The following is a 17,828-nucleotide window of genomic DNA, read 5'->3' on the forward strand; positions in this document are numbered from 1 at the left end:
ATACCGGATATCAAGTACTACGTCTTCACTCGACAGTGACCGACTTCGCGAGGTTGCGGGGCTTATCCACGTCCGTCCCCTTCACCAGCGCCGCGTGGTACGACAGCAGCTGCAGCGGGATCACGTGCAGCACCGGCGACAGCATGCCGTAGTGCTCGGGCATGTGCAGGATGTGCACGCCTTCCGACTCGGGGATCTCGCTGCCCGCGTCGGCGAAGACGTAGAGCTCGCCGCCGCGCGCGCGGACTTCCTGCAGGTTGGACTTGAGCTTTTCGAGCAGCTCGTCGGCCGGGGACACGGCGATCACCGGCATGTCCTTGTCCACCAGGGCGAGCGGGCCGTGCTTGAGCTCGCCGGCGGCGTAGGCTTCGGCGTGGATGTAGGAGATCTCCTTGAGCTTGAGCGCGCCTTCCATGGCGATCGGCCAGTGGCTGCCGCGGCCCAGGAAGAGCGCGTGCTCCTTGCCGGCGAAGCGCTGCGCCCACTGCTCGATCTCGGGCTCGAGCTCGAGCACCTTCTGCACCGCGACCGGCAGGTGGCGCAGCGCGGCGAGGCGGCGCTCCTCGTCTTCGGCGGACAGGCGGCCGTTGATCTTGGCGAGCGCGAGCGTGAGCAGCGCGAAGGCGGCGAGCTGGGTGGTGAAGGCCTTGGTGGAGGCGACGCCGATCTCGGGGCCGGCGCGGGTGATGAAGCGCAGCGCGGTCTCGCGCACGATGGCGGATTCGGGCACGTTGCAGATCGCCAGCGTGCGCTGCATGCCGAGCGCCTTGGCGTGCTTGAGCGCGGCCAGGGTGTCGGCGGTCTCGCCCGACTGCGAGATGACCACGACCAGGGTGTCGGGGTCGGGGACGGACTCGCGGTAGCGGTATTCGCTGGCGATCTCGACGGTGACCGGCAGCTTGGCGATGGATTCGATCCAGTAGCGCGCGACCAGGCCGGCGTGGTAGCTGGTGCCGCAGGCGAGCACGAGCACGCGGCGCACACCGTCGAAGACTTCGCCCGCGCGCGCGCCGAAGTGCTGCGGGGTGATGCCGGCACCGCCGGCGATCAGCTCCAGCGTCTGCGCCAGGGCCTGCGGCTGCTCGAAGATTTCCTTCTGCATGTAGTGGCGGAACTTGCCGAGTTCGACCGCGTCGGCCGACAGGCTGGAGATGTGCACCTCGCGCTCGACCGGGCTGCCGTCGGAGCGGATCACGATGTAGCTGTCGCGGCGCAGCTCGGCGAGGTCGCCGTCTTCCAGATAGACGATCTTGCGCGTGACCTGCAGCAGCGCGGCGGTGTCGGAGGCGGCGTACATGCCGTCCTCGCCGATGCCGAGCAGCAGCGGCGAGCCGCGGCGCGCGACGATGACGCGGAAGGGGTCGGCCTCGGCGACCACGCCGATGGCGTAGGCGCCGACGAGCTCGTTGGTGGCCTGGCGCACGGCCTCGAAGAGGTCGGTGTTGGCCTGCAGCTTGTAGTGGACCAGGTGGGCGATGGCCTCGGTGTCGGTCTCGGACTCGAAGACGTAGCCCTTGCCCTGCAGGTCGGCCTTGATGGATTCGAAGTTCTCGATGATGCCGTTATGCACCACGGCGAGGCCGCCCGAGATGTGCGGGTGGGCGTTGCGCTCGGAGGGCACGCCGTGGGTGGCCCAGCGCGTGTGCGCGATGCCGATGTGGGCGGAGAGCTGGCGCGCATCGGCGAGCGCGGCGAGCTCGGCCACGCGGCCGCAGGAGCGCAGGCGGGTGAGCTCGCCGGCGAGCACGGCGAGGCCGGCCGAGTCGTAGCCGCGGTACTCGAGCTTGCGCAGGCCCTCGAGCAGGACCGGGACGACGTTGTTGGTTGCGATTGCGGTGACGATGCCACACATGGCGGGGCTTCCTTGTCGGTCTTTGGATTCGGTGCGGAGGGCGGGGCGGGCGGATCGGCTGGCGGAGGGGCTCAGCGCGGCTGCTTGACCGGGCGCTTCCAGTGTTCGAGGCTGATCTGCTTGCTGCGCGACACGGTGAGCTGTCCGGCGGGGGCGTCCTTGGTGAGCGTGGTGCCGGCGCCCAGGGTGGCGCCGCGGCCCACGCGCACCGGCGCGACGAGCTGGGTGTCGGAGCCGATGAAGACCTCGTCCTCGATGATGGTGCGGTGCTTGTTGGCGCCGTCGTAGTTGCAGGTGATGGTGCCGGCGCCGATGTTGACCTTGCTGCCGACGTCGGCGTCGCCCACGTAGGCGAGGTGGTTGGCCTTGGAGTGGTCGGCGATGACGCTGTTCTTGATCTCGACGAAGTTGCCCAGGTGCACGTCGGTGCCGAGCACGGTGCCGGGGCGGGTGCGGGCGTAGGGCCCGATCACGCAGGCCTGGCCCATGGTGGTGCTGTCGACGTGGCTGAAGGGCTCGAGCCGGGTACCGGCGCCGATGCGGGCGTCGCGGACGACGCAGTTGGCACCGATGCGTACGCCGTCGCCGAGCTCGACCTCGCCTTCGAAGACGCAATTGACGTCGATCTCGACGTCGCGCCCGACCGTGAGCGTGCCGCGCACGTCGATGCGCGCCGGGTCGATCAGGGTGACGCCCTCTTCCATCAGGCGGCGGGCGATGTTGCCCTGGTGGATGCGCTCGAGCTCGGCGAGCTGCATCTTGTTGTTGACGCCCAGCGTCTCGGCGAAGGCGTCGGGCTGCACGGTCGTCACCTCGACGCCGTCGGCCACGGCCAGCCCGATGATGTCGGTGAGGTAGTACTCGCCCTGGGCGTTGTCGTTGCCGATGCGGCCGAGCCAGGCGCGCAGGTGGCGGACCGGGGCGACCAGGATGCCGGTGTTGACCTCGCGCACCTTGCGCTCCGCGTCGGAGGCGTCCTTCTCCTCGACGATGCGCACCACCTTGCCGGCGGCGTCGCGCAGGATGCGGCCGTAGCCGGTCGGGTTGTCCATCTCGACGGTGAGCAGCGCCAGGCGCGCGTCGCCGGCGGCGGCGACCAGGCGGCGCAGCGTGGGCACGCCGATCAGCGGCACGTCGCCGTACAGCACCAGGGCCACGTGCTCGTCGTCGAGGTGGGGCAGCGCCTGCTGCACCGCATGACCGGTACCGAGCTGCGGCTCCTGCCGCGCCCAGGCCAGGTCGACGGCATCGAGGCGCTCGCGCACCACTTCACCCCCATGGCCGTACACCACGCAGACGCGCTGGGCGTCGAGCGTGCGGGCGGCATCGAGCACGTGGGCCAGCATCGGCTTGCCGGCGATGGGTTGGAGGACCTTGGGCAGGACCGAGCGCATGCGCTTGCCCTGGCCGGCAGCGAGAACGACGACTTGCATGGTTGATTCCGTGGCGAAATGGGGAAATTCGACCGCTTCCGGGTGCGCGACCGACCGCATCCGCGCCCGCGCAGTTCCGAAAACGCGCGGAGTCTAGCACGCGACCACGACGGTCGATCGTGAGCAAACGCATGGTGCGGGCATGAAAGATCACCCCCGCCGCGACAAAACGCGCGCCTGATTGACGCATTGCACAATTCGATCGTTTTAGCGCATGTTTCAGTCACATACAAGGTCTAGAATCGCGTGTTGCAATGCACCCAAGAACGAGAGTTGCCATGAAAGCTCCTGCCGCACAAGCGATGATCCAGAACCGCACCTTCGACGAGATCCAGGTGGGCGACTTCGCCCAGCTGGTGCGTACGCTGCGCCCCGAGGACATCCACCTCTTCGCCGCCATGTCCGGCGAAGTCAACCCGACCCACGTCGATCTCGAATACGCACGCTCCAGCCAGTTCCGCGAGGTCGTCGGCCACAGCATGTGGGGCAGCACGCTCATCTCCACCGTGCTCGGCACCGAGTTCCCCGGCCCCGGCACGGTGTACGTGTCGCAGGGGCTGAACTTCTGGCGCCCGATCACGATCGGCGACACGCTGACGATCACGGTCACCTGCAAGGAAAAGTTCGAGCACAACCACCACATCATCTTCGACTGCCTGGCGGTGAACCAGGACGGTCTCAAGGTGATCGACGGCATCGCCGAGGTGATGGCGCCGACCGAGAAGATCTCGCGCGCACGCGTCGTGCTGCCCGAGGTCACCGTGTCCGACCGCGAGCTGCGCTACCGCCACCTGCTGTCGGTGTCGGCCGGCCTGTCGCCGATCCCGATCGCGGTGGCCCACCCCTGCGACCGCGAATCCCTGCTCGGCCCGGTCCAGGCGGCACGCGCCGGCCTGGTCGAGCCGATCCTGGTCGGCCCCGAGTCGCGCATCCGCGCCGTGGCCGAAGAACATGAGATCGACATCAAGGGCCTGCGCATCGTCGACACCGAACACAGCCACGCCTCGGCCGAGGTTGCCGTCGCCCTGTGCCGCGACGGCGGCGCCGAGGCGCTGATGAAGGGCTCGCTGCACACCGACGAGATGATGAGCCAGGTGATCAAGCACCTGCGCACCGGCCGCCGCATCAGCCACGTCTTCCTCGCCGACGTGCCGACCTACCCGCACCCGCTGATGATCACCGACGCGGCGATCATGATCGAGCCCACGCTCGAGGATAAGGTCGACATCATCCAGAACGCGATCGAGCTCGCCCACATCCTCGGCCTGCCCGAACCCAAGGTGGCGATCCTGTCGGCGGTCGAGACCGTGACCTCGAAGATCCGCTCGACGATCGACGCCGCCGCGCTGTGCAAGATGGCCGACCGCGGCCAGATCAAGGGTGGCCTGCTCGACGGCCCGCTCGCCTTCGACAACGCGGTGTCGCTGGTCGCCGCCAAGACCAAGGGCATCAAGTCGGTCGTGGCCGGCAACGCCGACATCCTGGTGGTGCCCGACCTCGAGTCCGGCAACATGGTCGCCAAGCAGCTCGAGTACCTCGCCAACGCGCTGATGGCCGGCGTGGTGCTGGGCGCGCGCGTGCCGATCGTGCTGACCAGCCGTGCCGACACCGCCGAGACGCGCACCGCGTCGTGCGCCGTGGTGCAGCTGATGGCCCACAAGAAGCGCGAGGCCCTGAAGGCATGAAGGCCGTCCTCGTCCTCAACGCGGGCTCGTCGAGCCTGAAGTTCGCCCTCTATCCGCTCGAGGCCTCCAACAGCGGGCGCGTCGCCGCCGCGCCGGCGGTGTCCGGCCAGGTCGAGGGCATCGGCGCCAGGCCCGAAGTCAGCTTCAAGACCGCCACCGGCGAGCGCATCCAGGAGCCCGTCGTCACCGGCGGCAGTCAGGCTGAGCAGCACCGCGACGCGCTCGAGCACGTCTTCGCGCTGCTCGCGCGCCACAACCCGACGGTCGACATCGTCGCCGCAGGCCACCGTATCGTGCATGGGGGCGAGCACTACAGCGCGCCGACCCGGCTCGAGGAGTCGGTGCTGCGCACGCTCGACGCCTTCGTGCCGCTCGCCCCGCTGCACCAGCCGCACAACCTGCGCGCGGTGCGCGCGGTCGCCGGGCTGATGCCCCAGGTGCCGCAGGTGGGCTGCTTCGACACCGCCTTCCACCGCACCCAGCCGGCGGTCGCGCAGGCCTTCGCGCTGCCGCGCAGGCTGTCGGCCGAGGGCATCAAGCGCTACGGCTTCCACGGCCTGTCCTACGACTACGTCGCGCGCCAGCTGCCGGAAGTGGTCGGCGAGCGCGCCCGCGGCGCGGTGGTGATCGCCCACCTCGGCAACGGCGCGTCGATGTGCGCGCTGCGCGACGGTCGCAGCGTCGCGTCGACGATGGGCTTCACCGCGGTCGAGGGCCTGATGATGGGCACCCGCACCGGCAGCCTCGACCCCGGCGTGATGCTCTACCTGATGGAGCAGAAGGGCATGGACGCCAAGGCGCTCACCAGCCTGCTGTACAAGGAATCGGGCCTGCTCGGCGTGTCGGGCATCAGCCAGGACATGCGCACCCTGCTCGCCTCCGACGCCCCCGAGGCCAAGGAAGCGGTGGACCTGTTCTGCTACCGCATCGCGCGCGAGCTCGGCTCGCTGGCTGCGGCGGCGGGCGGGCTGGACGCGCTGGTGTTCACCGGCGGCATCGGCGAGCACGCCGCGCCGGTGCGCGAGAAGGTGGCCGCGCTGGCGGCGTGGATGGGCATCGAGGTCGACCCCGCCGCCAACGCCGACCACGCCCGCCGCATCGACACCGCGGCCAGCCGCGTCGCGGTCGCCGTGGTGCCGACCAACGAAGAGCGCATGATCGCGCGCTACACGGCGGAGACGCTGGGGCTGTAGGCGGCGCGGGCGGCGCGCATCGGCCAGCGCCGGCGCGCCGCGCTTCATCCATCGGCCGGATCGCGACTTGCGTCGCTCCCACAAGACCCTCGCCGGATCGCGACTCGCGTCGCTCCTACAAGACCCTCGCCGGATCGCGACTCGCGTCGCTCCTACAAGACCCCGCCGGATCGCGACTCGCGTCGCTCCTACAAGACCCCGCCGGATCGCGACTTGCGTCGCTCCTACGCCCCGCATGCGGGTACGGGGGTCGGGGGCGCTGTGGGAGCGACGCAAGTCGCGATCGCGGCCTCTCGGCCCGCGCAGTCCGCCCTCCCCGCGCGATCCTTTCGCCCCAATCCACCCGGGTATTCCCGCCTTGGGCATACCCTGCGCCCGGTGCTACCGTCATGCTCCCCAGCACGACGGAGCACACCATGAAAAGGCAAACCCTCCTCGCCACCGCGCTCATGATGGCGGCGTTCGGCGCCCTGGCGAAGCAGCCGGTCGACACCGGCCACGGCGGCGCGGTCGCCACCATCTCGCACGAGGCCAGCCTGGCCGCGATGCAGATCCTCGACGCCGGCGGCAACGCCATCGACGCCGCGGTGGCCGCGGCGGCCGCGCTCGGCGTCACCGACCCGTTCAGCTGCGGCATCGGCGGCGGCGGCTTCATGCTGATCTACTCCGCGAAAGACCGGCGCGTGATCGCCATCGACCACCGCGAGGTGGCCCCGGCGAGCTTCCACCCCGGCGTCTTCCTCGACGCCGAGGGCAAGGAGCTGGACTGGAAGGCCACCGTGCCCAACGGCATCTCGGTCGGGGTGCCCGGCACCGTGCGCGGCTGGCACGAAGCGCTGACGCGCTACGGCACGATGGGCTTCGACAAGGTGCTCGCGCCCGCCATCCGCGTGGCCGAAGAAGGCTTCGCGGTCGGCCCCAACTTCCACCGCATCAACAAGATCAACGAGGCCAAGTTCGCGCGCTTCTCCACCGCCTCGGCGCTCTACCTGCAGGATGGCAAGGCGCTGCCGGTGGGCACGCGTTTCCGCAACCCCGAGCTCGCGCAGACCTACCGCGACATCGCGCGCGGCGGGGTGAAGGCCTTCTACGAGGGCGCGATCGCGGCGAGCATGGTGGCGGCGGTGAACCACCCGCCGGTCACGCCCGGCACGAGCGTGATCGCCGGCGGCCTCACCATGGCCGACCTCAAGGACTACGAGGCGCGCATCCGTCCGCCGATACGTTCGACCTATCGCGGCTACGAGATCCACGGCATGCCCGCGCCCTCGAGCGGCGGCATCGCGATCGCGCAGGCACTCAACCTGCTCGAGACCTTCGACCTCGCCGGCAAGCCGCGCGCCGAGATCGAGCACCTCTACCTCGAGGCCTCGCGCCTGGCCTTCGCCGACCGCAACGCCTACGTGGCCGACGAGGAGTTCGTGGATGTGCCCAGGGACGGCCTGCTGTCCAAGGCCTACGCGCGCGAGCGTGCGAAACAGATCGGCGCCGGCGCGGCGCCGGGCAAGGTCGCGGCGGGCGATCCCTACCCCTTCGAGGACGACCGCTCGGTGCCGCTGCGCCCGCAGCCGAAGCCGCTCGCGCAGGAGTCGATGCATACCACCCACCTCACGGTGTCCGACCGCGAGGGCAACGTGGTCGCCTACACCTTCACCATCGAGGACTGGGGCGGCAGCGGCATCGTGGTGCCGGGGCGCGGCTTCCTGCTCAACAACGAGCTCACCGACTTCGACTTCAGCGGCCCCCACCCCAACCTGCCCGAGGCCTTCAAGCGCCCGCGCTCGAGCATGAGCCCGACCATCGTGCTGAAGGACGGTGCGCCCGCGTTCACGATCGGCTCGCCCGGCGGCTCGACCATCATCACCACCGCGCTGCAGACCATCGTCAATCACGTCGACCTGGGCATGAGCCTGGCCGACGCGCTCGCCGCCCCGCGCATGAGCCAGCGCAACGGCGAGACGACCCTGGTCGAGACCCTGCTTGGCTTCCCGGGCAGCGAGCAGGCCAAGGCGCTGGAGGCGAAGGGCCACAAGTGGCGCGAGACCGACCAGATCGGCGCCGCCAACGCCATCCGCTTCAACCCCGACGGCACGGTGACCGCGGTCAGCGAGCCGCTGCGCCACGGCGGCGGCAGCGCGATCGTGCAGAAGCAGTGAGGCGGGCACCGGCCCGGGCGCGAAGACCAGGCCGCGCGGCGCGAATCGCGGCCGCGGCCTGCCGGGGGCGCCTGCAGGGCCGGCGTCCTTGTCGAAACCGAACCTTCAGGCCGGCTCGCCGTGGAAGCGGAAGCCGCCGCGGCCATCGTGCTTGACGGCATAGAGCGCGGCGTCCGCGCGGCGCTGCAGTTCCCCGGCGTCGGCGTCGTCCTGCGGACCGAGGGCGATGCCGACCGAGGCGCCGATGTGCGCGACGCCCTCGCCGAGCTCGAAGGGCAAGGCCATGGCGGCGCAGATGCGCTCGGCCACCTCGGCGGCATCCTCGCGGCCGCCGACCTCGCCGAGGATCACCGCGAACTCGTCGCCGCCCAGGCGCGCCACCGTGTCGGAGGCGCGCACGCACAGTTCCAGGCGGCGGCCGACCTCGACCAGCAGCGCGTCGCCGGCGAGGTGGCCGAAGCGGTCATTGACGCCCTTGAAGTGGTCGAGGTCGACCAGCATCAGCGCGAAACGCTCGCCATGGCGTAGCGCGCTGGCGATCGCCGACTGCAGCCGATCCTCGAACAGGCGGCGGTTGGGCAGGCCGGTGAGCGCGTCGTGGTTGGCGCGGAAGCGCAGCTTCTCCTCGGTCTGCTTGCGCGAGGTGATGTCGGTCATCGTGGCGACGAAGCCCTCGGGCGCGTCGGCCTCGCCGATCCGCACCGCCGACATCCACTGCACGTACAGGTCGCCGTCCTTGCGCCGGTTCCATACCTCGCCCTGCCAGCGTCCGGCGGCGGCCAGCGTGGCGAGGAGCTCGCGGAAGAAGGCCCGGTCGTGGCGCCCCGAGCCGAGCATGGACGGCTTGCGGCCGAGGACTTCTTCGGCCGCGTAGCCGGTGATTTCGCAGAAGGCGGGGTTCACCTGGACGATGCGCAGCGCGGCGTCGAGCAGCATGATGCCCTCGGCGGCACTGTCGAAGATCGCGCGGTAGCGCGACTCGCTCGCCGCCAGGCGCTGCTCGCTGCGCCGGTGCAGGTCGACCTCCCCGGCGAGGCGGCGGTTGGCCTCGGCGAGTTCGACGGTGCGCCGCTCGATCAGACGCTCCTGCTCGGCGTTGATCCGCCGCACCTGGACGACATGGCGCCGGTTGGCACGCAGCAGGCCGTGCATCAGGCCGGCGGCGAGCAGCCCGGCGAGCAGATAGACGAAGACCGCGCGCATGCGCAGCTGATCGCGCCGGGCGATCAGCACCTCGGCAGGCATCGTCACCGAGATGCCGCCGCGGATGTCTCCCACCTGGTAACCCTGCTCTGCATGACACTGCAGGCAGGGCTCGCGCACCAGCAAGGGTGCCATGTAGCGATGCGCCGGGCCGCTTCCGCCCTCGCCGCCGCCCTCCACCAGCGCCAGCACCTCGGTCTCGCCGGCCTCGAATCGCGCGAGCGCCATCGCCTCCCAGGCGTCGGGACGGTTCTCGGGTCGGATCGGCTTGAGGCTGGTGAGGTGCAGGCGCGCGCCCTCCGCGTGCAGGGCGAGGTCGGCGATCTGCCGCGTCATGTAGGCCGGGTTGACCATGGTCAGGCGCACGCCGTCGGTGGTCTGCAGGTCGCGCGCCGGGTGCTTCAGCCAAGGGTTCGGCTGGGTGCTCTCGTCCACCACGACATACACCCCGCCATGCCTGGCGTTCCACTCGCGGGTGGTCTGGATCAGCGAGAACAGCGCCGCACCGCGTTCGCGGGCGATCGCGACGACGCTGCGGTCGATCAGCCGCCATTCGAGCACCAGCAACGTTCCGAACAGCAGCGCGCCGCAGAGGTAGATGAGCGCGACGACGCGCAGGGGATGCGCATCGCCGGATGCGGACTCCGACGCCATGTCATCGCCTCCGGTGGTCATGCTTCATTCTATGGAGAAAGCGCGCATGGAAGCGTGACACCTTTCCTCACGCCGGGCAGGCGGGATGAAGCGGCGTGCCGTCCTCGGCCTCCTCGCCGAGGAAGCCGCCGCTCTGGTGCGCCCACAGCCGCGCATAGAGGCCGCCGCGGGCGAGCAGGCTGTGGTGGTCGCCCTCCTCCACGATGCGGCCCTTGTCCATCACCACCAGGCGATCCATCGCCGCGATGGTGGACAAGCGGTGCGCGATCGCCACCACGGTCTTGCCTTCCATCAGGCGATACAGGCTGGCCTGGATGGCGGCCTCGACCTCGGAGTCGAGCGCGCTGGTGGCCTCGTCGAGCAGCAGGATGGGCGCGTCCTTCAGCATCACGCGCGCGATCGCGATGCGCTGGCGCTGGCCGCCGGAGAGCTTCACGCCGCGCTCGCCGACGTGGGCGTCGTAGCCGCTGCGACCCTTGGGGTCGGTAAGGCCGAGGATGAACTCGTGCGCCTCGGCCCGCTTCGCGGCGGCGATCATGTCGGCGTCGGTGGCGTCGGGGCGGCCGTAGAGGATGTTGTCGCGCACCGAGCGGTGCAGCAGCGAGGTGTCCTGGGTGACCATGCCGATCTGCGCGCGCAGGCTGTCCTGCGTCACGCCGGCGATGTCCTGGCCGTCGATCAGGATGCGGCCCTGCTCGAGATCGTAGAAGCGCAGCAGCAGGTTCACCAGGGTCGACTTGCCCGCGCCCGAGCGCCCGACCACGCCGATCTTCTCGCCCGGACGGATGGTCAGCGTGAAGTCGTCGATCACCCGCCGCGCCTGCGGCCCGGTGGCGCCGTAGGCGAACACGAGCCGCTCGAAGCGCACCTCGCCGCGGCTCACCACCAGCGCCTTGGCGTCGCTGCGGTCGACCACCGCATGCGGGCGCGACAAGGTGTTGATGCCGTCCTGCACGGTGCCGACGTTCTCGAACAGCGAGGCCATCTCCCACATCACCCAGTGCGACATGCCGTTCAGGCGCAGCGCCATCGCGGTCGCCGCCGCCACCGCGCCGACCCCGACCTCGCCCTGGCTCCACAGCCACAGCGTCGTGCCGCCGGTGGCGAGGATCAGCCCCATCGACAGGCTGTGATTGACGATCTCGATGCCGCTCACCAGGCGCATCTGCGCATGCACGGTGCCGAGGAACTCCTGCATCGCGCCGCGCGCGTAGCCGGCCTCGCGGCCGGCGTGGGAGAACAGCTTGACGGTGGCGATGTTGGTGTAGGCGTCGGTGATGCGCCCGGTCATCAGCGCGCGCGCGTCGGCCTGGGCGCGCGACACCTTCGACAGGCGCGGCACGAACCAGCGCAGCGCCAGCACATAGAGCGCCAGCCAGCCGAGGAAGGGTGCGAGCAGCCAGGCGTCGAAGCTCGCCACCACCGCGGTCATGGTGAAGAAGTAGATGCTCACGAACACCAGGATGTCGGTAAGGATCAGGCAGGTGTCGCGCACCGCGAGCGCGGTCTGCATGACCTTGGCCGACACCCGGCCGGCGAACTCGTCCTGGTAGAAGCTCATGCTCTGGCCGAGCATCAGGCGGTGGAAGCGCCAGCGCAGCCGCATCGGGAAGTTGCCCGCCAGGCTCTGGTGCTTGAGCAGGGTCTGCACCGCCACCAGCACGATGCTGCCGAGGATGATGGCCGCGAGCAGCAGCAGGGTGCCGCCCTCGTCCGCCCACAGGCGCGCGGGCTCGACCGCGGCCAGCCAGTCGACCACGCGGCCGAGCATGGCGAACAGCAGGGCCTCGAAGGCGCCGATGGTCGCGGTGAGCAGCATCATGCCGAGGATGAAGGGCCGCATGCCCTCGGTGCCCGCCCACAGGAAGGCGAAGAAGCCGCGCGGCGCGGGGCCGGGGGCGGCTTCGGGATAGGGGTCGACGCGGCGTTCGAACCAGCTGAAAGGCACGGCGGCTCTCCGTGATGGGTCCGGCCTGTGACCGGCCGGATGGGCCGCGGGTGCCCGCGGCAAAGCAAAAAGCCCCGCGCGTGGCGGGGCGGGGTTCGCGGCTGCCGCCACCCGCGCAGGAGGGCGGCGGGCCGGGCTTACATGGTCGGCGCGCTGCTGCGGATCAGGTGGTCGAAGGCGGACAGCGAAGCCTTGGCACCTTCGCCCATGGCGATGATGATCTGCTTGTACGGCACCGTGGTGCAGTCGCCGGCGGCGAAGATGCCCGGCACCGAGGTCTGGCCCTTGGCGTCCACGATCACCTCGCCGAAGCGCGACAGTTCGAGCGTGCCCCTGAGGAAGTCGGTGTTGGGCAGCAGGCCGATCTGCACGAAGATGCCTTCGAGCTCGAGACGGTGCTCGGCGTTGGTCTTGCGATCCTTGTACACCAGGCCATTCACCTTGTCGGCACCGGTGACCTCGGTGGTCTGCGCGCTCTTGATCACGCTGACGTTGGGCAGGCTGTAGAGCTTCTTCTGCAGCACGGCGTCGGCGCGCAGGTCGTCGGCGAACTCGAGCAGGGTCACGTGGGCGACCACGCCGGCGAGGTCGATCGCGGCCTCGACGCCGGAGTTGCCGCCGCCGATCACCGCCACGCGCTTGCCCTTGAACAGCGGGCCGTCGCAGTGCGGGCAGTAGGCCACGCCCTTGCCGCGGAACTCCTTCTCGCCGGGCACGTTCATCTCGCGCCAGCGCGCACCGGTGGCGACGATCACGGTCTTGGCCTTGAGGCTGGCGCCGTTCTCCATCTTCACCTCGTGCAGGTTCTCGCCCGGCACCACGCCGGCAACGCGCTGCAGGTTCATGACGTCGACTTCGTATTCCTTGACGTGCTCCTCCAGGCTGGCGACCAGCTTGGGGCCTTCGGTGTACTTCACCGAGATGAAGTTCTCGATCGCCAGCGTGTCCATGACCTGGCCGCCGAAGCGCTCGGCCACCACGCCGGTGCGGATGCCCTTGCGCGCGGCGTAGATCGCCGCCGCCGCGCCGGCCGGTCCGCCCCCCACGACGAGCACGTCGAAGGCCGGCTTCTCGGAGAGCTTCCTGGCGTCGCGCGCCGCGGCGCCGGTGTCGACCTTGGCGAGGATCTGGCCGAGCTCGAGGCGGCCCTGGTCGAACTCCTCGCCGTTCAGGTACACCGTCGGCACCGCCATGATCTGGCGCTCCTCGACTTCCTTCTGGAACAGCGCGCCATCGATCATGGTGTGGCGGATCTTCGGGTTGAGCACCGCCATCAGGTTGAGCGCCTGCACCACGTCCGGGCAGTTGTGGCAGGACAGCGAGATGTAGGTCTCGAAGTTCAGCTCGACGTCGAGGTTCCTGATCTGCTCGATCACCTCGGCCTCGACCTTGGGCGGGTAGCCGCCGGCCTGCAGCAGGGCGAGGATCAGCGAGGTGAACTCGTGGCCCATGGGCAGGCCTGCGAAGCGCACGCGCGCCTCGCCGCCGCGCGGTCCGACCGAGAACGAGGGCTTGCGTTCGTCGTCATCGCGACGCTCGACCAGGGTGATCAGCTTCGACTGCTCGGTGACGTCGTGCAGCAGCTCGAGCAGTTCCTTCGACTTCGGACCATCATCCAGCGACGCCACGATCTCGATCGGCTGCGTCACCCGCTCCAGGTAGGCTTTCAGTTGAGTCTTGATGTTGGCGTCCAGCATGATGGTCACTCCCCTTCTGTTTTGCGACCGCCGCTGTTTACGGCAGTCCGGATACGACGCAGCCGGCGCGTGGCCGGCTGCGGAGCTTGCGCCCCGGACCACGGCGGTCCGGGGAAAGGTGCAGCAGTGCCTTAGATCTTGCCGACCAGGTCGATCGACGGGGCCAGCGTGGCTTCGCCTTCCTTCCACTTCGCCGGGCACACTTCGTTCGGGTGCGAGGCGACGTACTGGGCGGCCTTGAGCTTGCGCACGGTCTCGGTCACGTCACGGGCGATGGCGTTGTCGTGCACTTCCATCGTCTTGATGACGCCTTCCGGGTCGATCACGAAGGTGCCGCGCAGGGCCAGGCCGGCTTCCTCGATATGCACGCCGAAGGCGCGGGTCAGCTGGTGGGTCGGATCGCCGACCAGGGGGAACTTGGCCTTGCCGACGGCCGGCGAAGTCTCGTGCCAGACCTTGTGCGAGAAGTGGGTGTCGGTGGTGACGATGTAGACCTCTGCGCCGGCCTTCTGGAACTCGGCGTAGTGCTCGGCCGCGTCCTCGATCTCGGTCGGGCAGTTGAAGGTGAAGGCGGCCGGCATGAAGATCACCACGGACCACTTGCCCTTCATGCTCGCATCGGAGACTTCGACGAACTTGCCGTTGTGGAAGGCCTGGGCTTTGAACGGTTGAACCTGGGTGTTGATCAGCGACATCTGTAATCCTCCAGAAGGGTTGTTGGAACGGTTCGGTGCAACTCGATGGAGCAAAGTTTAGACCGGTTCCTTGAATTGCTCTAATTGATTATGGAGATCCAGTCGATTGGAGGTCCCTATGGACTCGCGATTACCGGAGTGCATCGTCGATCGCGCCGCCACCGCCCGGGACAACGTCCGCGGGCAGCGTGCAAACGACGATCGAGTGTAATTGGGGACGGATGACGAAAGTTCAAGTGCCGGCGAGATGCCGCCGCACCGAGATCGCCGCGCCCAGCCAGCCGAGGAAGGCCGCGAAGGCGACGATCGCCAGGCTGGCCTCGGGCTCGGGCCCGCTCAGCGCGAAGACGGCGCCGTAGGTCTCGGCGAGCCGCGCCACCGGGGCGGCGAGCGCCTCGATGCCGAGCGCCATGGTGCCGAGCGCGACGAGACCGCCGAGGGCGCCCTGCAGGCCGCCGAACCAGTAGAAGGGGCGGCGGATGAAGGGATCGGTGGCGCCGAGCAGCCGGCTCACCGCGATCTCCTGGCGCTGGGTGAGGATCTGCAGGCGAATGGTGTTGAAGGTGACCACCACCAGCGCGAAGCCGAGCAGGCCGGCGAGCATCAGCACCGCCGAACGTCCAAGCCCGAGCAGCGCATGCAGGCGCTCGACCCAGGCCGAGTCGAGCTGCACGTGCGCCACCTTGGGCCAGGAGCGCATGCGCTCGGCCATGCGCTCGAACAGCGCCGGATCCTCGCGGCGCGGCGCGAGCACGAAGGCGTCGGGCAGCGGGTTGGCCTTGAGCCCGCCGAGCACGTCGCCCAGGCCTGCAGCCTCGAGCTGGCGCAAGCCCTCGTCGCGTGGCACGAAGCGGTAGCTGGCGAGTTCGCTCTCGCCTTTCAGGCGCTGCTCGATCGCGGCGACCTCGGCCGCGCCGGCGTTCATGTCCAGGAACAGGCTGATCTCGGGCGTGCCGGAGACGCCGCGCGCCAGCGAGCCGAGGTTGTCGAGGAGCAGGTAGCCGCCGCCCGGCAGCGACAGCGCGATGCCGACCACCAGTGCCGACAGCAGGGTGCCTACGGGCTGCGACACCAGCCGGTGCAGTGCGTGACGGATCGCACGCAGGTGCAGGTAGAACCAGTTGATCACGCCGCAACCTCCTCCTGCGCCGGCCGTCCGCCCGGGCGCGAGTCCTCGACCAGCTGCCCCTTGGCCAGCACGAGCCGGCGCGGCCGGCTGGCGGCGAACAGGCTGGCGTCGTGGGTGGACACGAGCACGGTGACGCCGGCCTGGTTGAAGGAGCGGAACAGTGCCGCGATGTCGGCGGCGTAGGCGGGGTCGAGGTGGGCGGTGGGCTCGTCGGCGATGAGGATCGACGGCCGGTTGACGATCGCGCGCGCGATCGCCACGCGCTGCTGCTCGCCGCCCGACAGACCCGCCGGCATCTCCTTGCCACGCCCGTCCAGGCCCACGCGCTCGAGCGCGGCCGCCACCCGCTTCGCGGCGTCGGCCGCGGGGTGGCCGGTGATCACCAGCGGCAGCATCACGTTGTCGTAGACGTTGCGGTCGAACAGCAGCCGGCTCTCCTGCAGCACCAGGCCGAGGTTGCGGCGCAGGTAGGGGATGGCCGTGCGCGGCAGGTGCGACACGTCCTGACCGTTGATCAGCACACGACCGGCGGTCGGGCGCTCGATGACCGGGATGAGCTTGAACAGCGTGCTCTTGCCCGCGCCGGAATGGCCGGAGAGCACGACCAGCTCGCCATGGCGGATCTCGAAGCTGACGCCCGCCAGCGCCGTGTAGCCGCCCGCATAGCGCTTGGCCACGTCCTCGAAGACGATCATCTGCGCGCTTCCGCTCCCGCCTTGACCGCACCGGCACCCGGCTCGAAGAGCGCATCGACGAACTCGCGCGCCTTGAACGGCTGCAGGTCGTCGATGCCCTCGCCGACGCCGATGAAGCGCAGCGGCTTGGGGCACTGGCGCGCGATCGCCGCCAGCACGCCGCCCTTGGCGGTGCCGTCGAGCTTGGTGACCACCAGGCCGGTGACGCCGATCGCCTTGTCGAAGGCCTTCACCTGGGCGAGCGCGTTCTGGCCGATGTTGGCGTCGAGCACCAGCAGCACCTCGTGCGGCCCGCTCGGGTCGGCCTTGGCGATCACCCGGCGCACCTTGGCGATCTCTTCCATGAGGTGGAGCTGGGTGGGCAGGCGGCCGGCGGTGTCGGCGAGCACGACGTCGATCTTGCGCGCACGTGCGGCGTTGATGGCGTCGAAGATCACCGCCGCGGCGTCGCCGCTGTCCTGCGCCACCACGGTGACGTTGTTGCGCTCGCCCCAGGTCATCAGCTGCTCGCGCGCGGCGGCGCGGAAGGTGTCGCCCGCGGCGAGCAGCACGCTCTTGCCATGGGCCTGGAAGTACTTGGCCAGCTTGCCGATCGAGGTCGTCTTCCCGGAGCCGTTGACGCCCGCGATCATGATGATGAAGGGGCGATGACCTGCGACCTCGAGCGGCGCTTCGAGCGGCGCGATGATCTCGTGCAGGCCGTCGGCGAGCGCCTTCTGCAGCTGGTCGGCGGTCTCCAGGCGGTCGCGCTTCCAGCGCCGGCGCAGGTCGTCGATCAGGTGCTGGGTGGCGTCGACGCCGCAGTCGGCCATCAGCAGGGTGGATTCGAGCTCCTCGAGCAGGTCCTCGTCGATCTTGCGCAGGCCGAACAGGCTCGCCAGCCCTCCGCCGATCTGGTTCCGAGTGCGCGCGAGGCCGGCCTTGAGGCGCTCGGTCCACGACTTCTTCGCGACCGCGGCGGCGGCGGACGGCTCCGGCTCCGGCTCCGGCTCGGCTTCGGGTTCGGCTTCGATCGCCGGCTCGACCGCGACGGGGGCTTCGGGCGTCGACTCGCCCGGGGGTTCCGGCTGCGGCTCGGGCACGGCTTCGGCTGGCGCCTGCGCAGCGGGCTCCGGCTCGGCAAGGGCCGCCGCCTCGGCGGCCGGCTGCGCAGGGGATTCGGGCAGCGCAGCGGGCTCGACGGGCTCTGCGGTCGCGTCGATCTCCGCCGCGTCGCGACGCGCAGCCTCGGCCACCGAGGCCTCCGCGGGCGCTTGCGGCGCCGGCGCGCCGGCGAGGTCTTCGGCGCGGACCTCGGAGGCGGTCTGCTCCTCGGCAGCCTGCTCGGCGGGCCTGGCCTCGTCGACAGACTTGCCGAACTTCTTCTTCAGGAAACCAAACATGAAACGCTCGGGTCAGAGGGGACGTTTTGCGTCGGCGCACGCGGCCCGGCAAGCATGGGCGCGCACCGCCGATCACGCTAAGATGCGGCTCCCCGGCACTGGCTGC

At 69.9% G+C, this 17,828-nt stretch carries 12 protein-coding genes; 3 read left to right on the top strand and 9 right to left on the bottom strand.

The window, feature by feature from the left end; all coding sequences use genetic code 11:
• Positions 1-25: 25 nt before the first annotated feature.
• Both glmS and glmU read right to left on the bottom strand, forming a co-directional pair.
• A complete protein-coding gene (gene glmS / locus TMZ1T_RS17440; protein ID WP_012586034.1) occupies positions 26-1,852 on the bottom strand; it encodes a glutamine--fructose-6-phosphate transaminase (isomerizing) in 1,827 nt (608 codons plus the stop codon).
• Between the two features lie 71 nt (positions 1,853-1,923).
• Entirely contained in the window at positions 1,924-3,285 is a 1,362-nt protein-coding gene (glmU, locus tag TMZ1T_RS17445) for a bifunctional UDP-N-acetylglucosamine diphosphorylase/glucosamine-1-phosphate N-acetyltransferase GlmU (RefSeq protein ID WP_004299296.1), read from the bottom strand.
• Positions 3,286-3,563: 278 nt separating this feature from the next.
• On the opposite strand from glmU, the gene TMZ1T_RS17450 reads away from it, so the two are divergent.
• The 3 genes from TMZ1T_RS17450 to ggt all read left to right on the top strand — a co-directional run bounded on the left by TMZ1T_RS17450 (position 3,564) and on the right by ggt (position 8,319).
• Positions 3,564-4,970 carry a bifunctional enoyl-CoA hydratase/phosphate acetyltransferase gene (locus TMZ1T_RS17450; RefSeq protein WP_012586035.1) on the top strand — a complete coding sequence of 469 codons (1,407 nt, stop codon included), beginning with the start codon at positions 3,564-3,566 and terminating at the stop codon, positions 4,968-4,970.
• A complete protein-coding gene (locus tag TMZ1T_RS17455; protein ID WP_012586036.1) occupies positions 4,967-6,163 on the top strand; it encodes an acetate/propionate family kinase in 1,197 nt (398 codons plus the stop codon). Before TMZ1T_RS17450 ends, TMZ1T_RS17455 begins: the two co-directional genes overlap by 4 nt.
• Positions 6,164-6,579: 416 nt before the next feature.
• A complete protein-coding gene (gene ggt / locus TMZ1T_RS17460) occupies positions 6,580-8,319 on the top strand; it encodes a gamma-glutamyltransferase (RefSeq protein WP_012586037.1) in 1,740 nt (579 codons plus the stop codon).
• 105 nt (positions 8,320-8,424) lie between these two features.
• Here the strand turns inward: ggt and TMZ1T_RS17465 are convergent, their stop codons facing one another.
• The 7 genes from TMZ1T_RS17465 to ftsY all read right to left on the bottom strand — a co-directional run bounded on the left by TMZ1T_RS17465 (position 8,425) and on the right by ftsY (position 17,722).
• Positions 8,425-10,176, bottom strand: a complete 1,752-nt coding sequence (locus TMZ1T_RS17465; RefSeq protein WP_004299302.1) for a diguanylate cyclase domain-containing protein — start codon at positions 10,174-10,176, stop codon at positions 8,425-8,427.
• 67 nt (positions 10,177-10,243) lie between these two features.
• Positions 10,244-12,124, bottom strand: a complete 1,881-nt coding sequence (locus tag TMZ1T_RS17470; protein ID WP_004299304.1) for an ABC transporter ATP-binding protein — start codon at positions 12,122-12,124, stop codon at positions 10,244-10,246.
• Between the two features lie 137 nt (positions 12,125-12,261).
• On the bottom strand, positions 12,262-13,821 hold the full coding sequence (gene ahpF / locus TMZ1T_RS17475; protein ID WP_012586038.1) for an alkyl hydroperoxide reductase subunit F: 1,560 nt from the start codon (positions 13,819-13,821) through the stop codon (positions 12,262-12,264).
• A 131-nt stretch (positions 13,822-13,952) separates the two neighbouring features.
• The gene (gene ahpC, locus TMZ1T_RS17480) at positions 13,953-14,516 is read right to left on the bottom strand and encodes an alkyl hydroperoxide reductase subunit C (protein WP_004299307.1); all 564 of its coding nucleotides are present in this window, start codon (positions 14,514-14,516) and stop codon (positions 13,953-13,955) included.
• A gap of 232 nt (positions 14,517-14,748) precedes the next feature.
• Entirely contained in the window at positions 14,749-15,645 is an 897-nt protein-coding gene (ftsX, locus tag TMZ1T_RS17485) for a permease-like cell division protein FtsX (protein ID WP_004299309.1), read from the bottom strand.
• Complete coding sequence (locus TMZ1T_RS17490; RefSeq protein WP_004299311.1) at positions 15,642-16,340, bottom strand: cell division ATP-binding protein FtsE; 699 nt, start codon at positions 16,338-16,340, stop codon at positions 15,642-15,644. Before TMZ1T_RS17490 ends, ftsX begins: the two co-directional genes overlap by 4 nt.
• Positions 16,337-17,722: a signal recognition particle-docking protein FtsY gene (ftsY, locus tag TMZ1T_RS17495; protein WP_012586039.1), complete on the bottom strand. Its 1,386-nt coding sequence runs from the start codon at positions 17,720-17,722 to the stop codon at positions 16,337-16,339. Before ftsY ends, TMZ1T_RS17490 begins: the two co-directional genes overlap by 4 nt.
• Positions 17,723-17,828: the final 106 nt, after the last annotated feature.

Origin of the sequence: Thauera aminoaromatica, from assembly GCF_000021765.1 — a bacterium.
GTDB lineage: Bacteria > Pseudomonadota > Gammaproteobacteria > Burkholderiales > Rhodocyclaceae > Thauera > Thauera aminoaromatica.

Excerpts from the sequence above, each read along its gene's own strand:
- glmS (WP_012586034.1), bottom strand. The coding sequence starts at position 1,852 with ATGTGTGGCATCGTCACCGCAATCGCAACCAACAACGTCGTCCCGGTC.
- glmU (WP_004299296.1), bottom strand. The coding sequence starts at position 3,285 with ATGCAAGTCGTCGTTCTCGCTGCCGGCCAGGGCAAGCGCATGCGCTCG.
- TMZ1T_RS17450 (WP_012586035.1), top strand. The coding sequence starts at position 3,564 with ATGAAAGCTCCTGCCGCACAAGCGATGATCCAGAACCGCACCTTCGAC.
- TMZ1T_RS17455 (WP_012586036.1), top strand. The coding sequence starts at position 4,967 with ATGAAGGCCGTCCTCGTCCTCAACGCGGGCTCGTCGAGCCTGAAGTTC.
- ggt (WP_012586037.1), top strand. The coding sequence starts at position 6,580 with ATGAAAAGGCAAACCCTCCTCGCCACCGCGCTCATGATGGCGGCGTTC.
- TMZ1T_RS17465 (WP_004299302.1), bottom strand. The coding sequence starts at position 10,176 with ATGGCGTCGGAGTCCGCATCCGGCGATGCGCATCCCCTGCGCGTCGTC.
- ahpF (WP_012586038.1), bottom strand. The coding sequence starts at position 13,821 with ATGCTGGACGCCAACATCAAGACTCAACTGAAAGCCTACCTGGAGCGG.
- ahpC (WP_004299307.1), bottom strand. The coding sequence starts at position 14,516 with ATGTCGCTGATCAACACCCAGGTTCAACCGTTCAAAGCCCAGGCCTTC.
- TMZ1T_RS17490 (WP_004299311.1), bottom strand. The coding sequence starts at position 16,340 with ATGATCGTCTTCGAGGACGTGGCCAAGCGCTATGCGGGCGGCTACACG.
- ftsY (WP_012586039.1), bottom strand. The coding sequence starts at position 17,722 with ATGTTTGGTTTCCTGAAGAAGAAGTTCGGCAAGTCTGTCGACGAGGCC.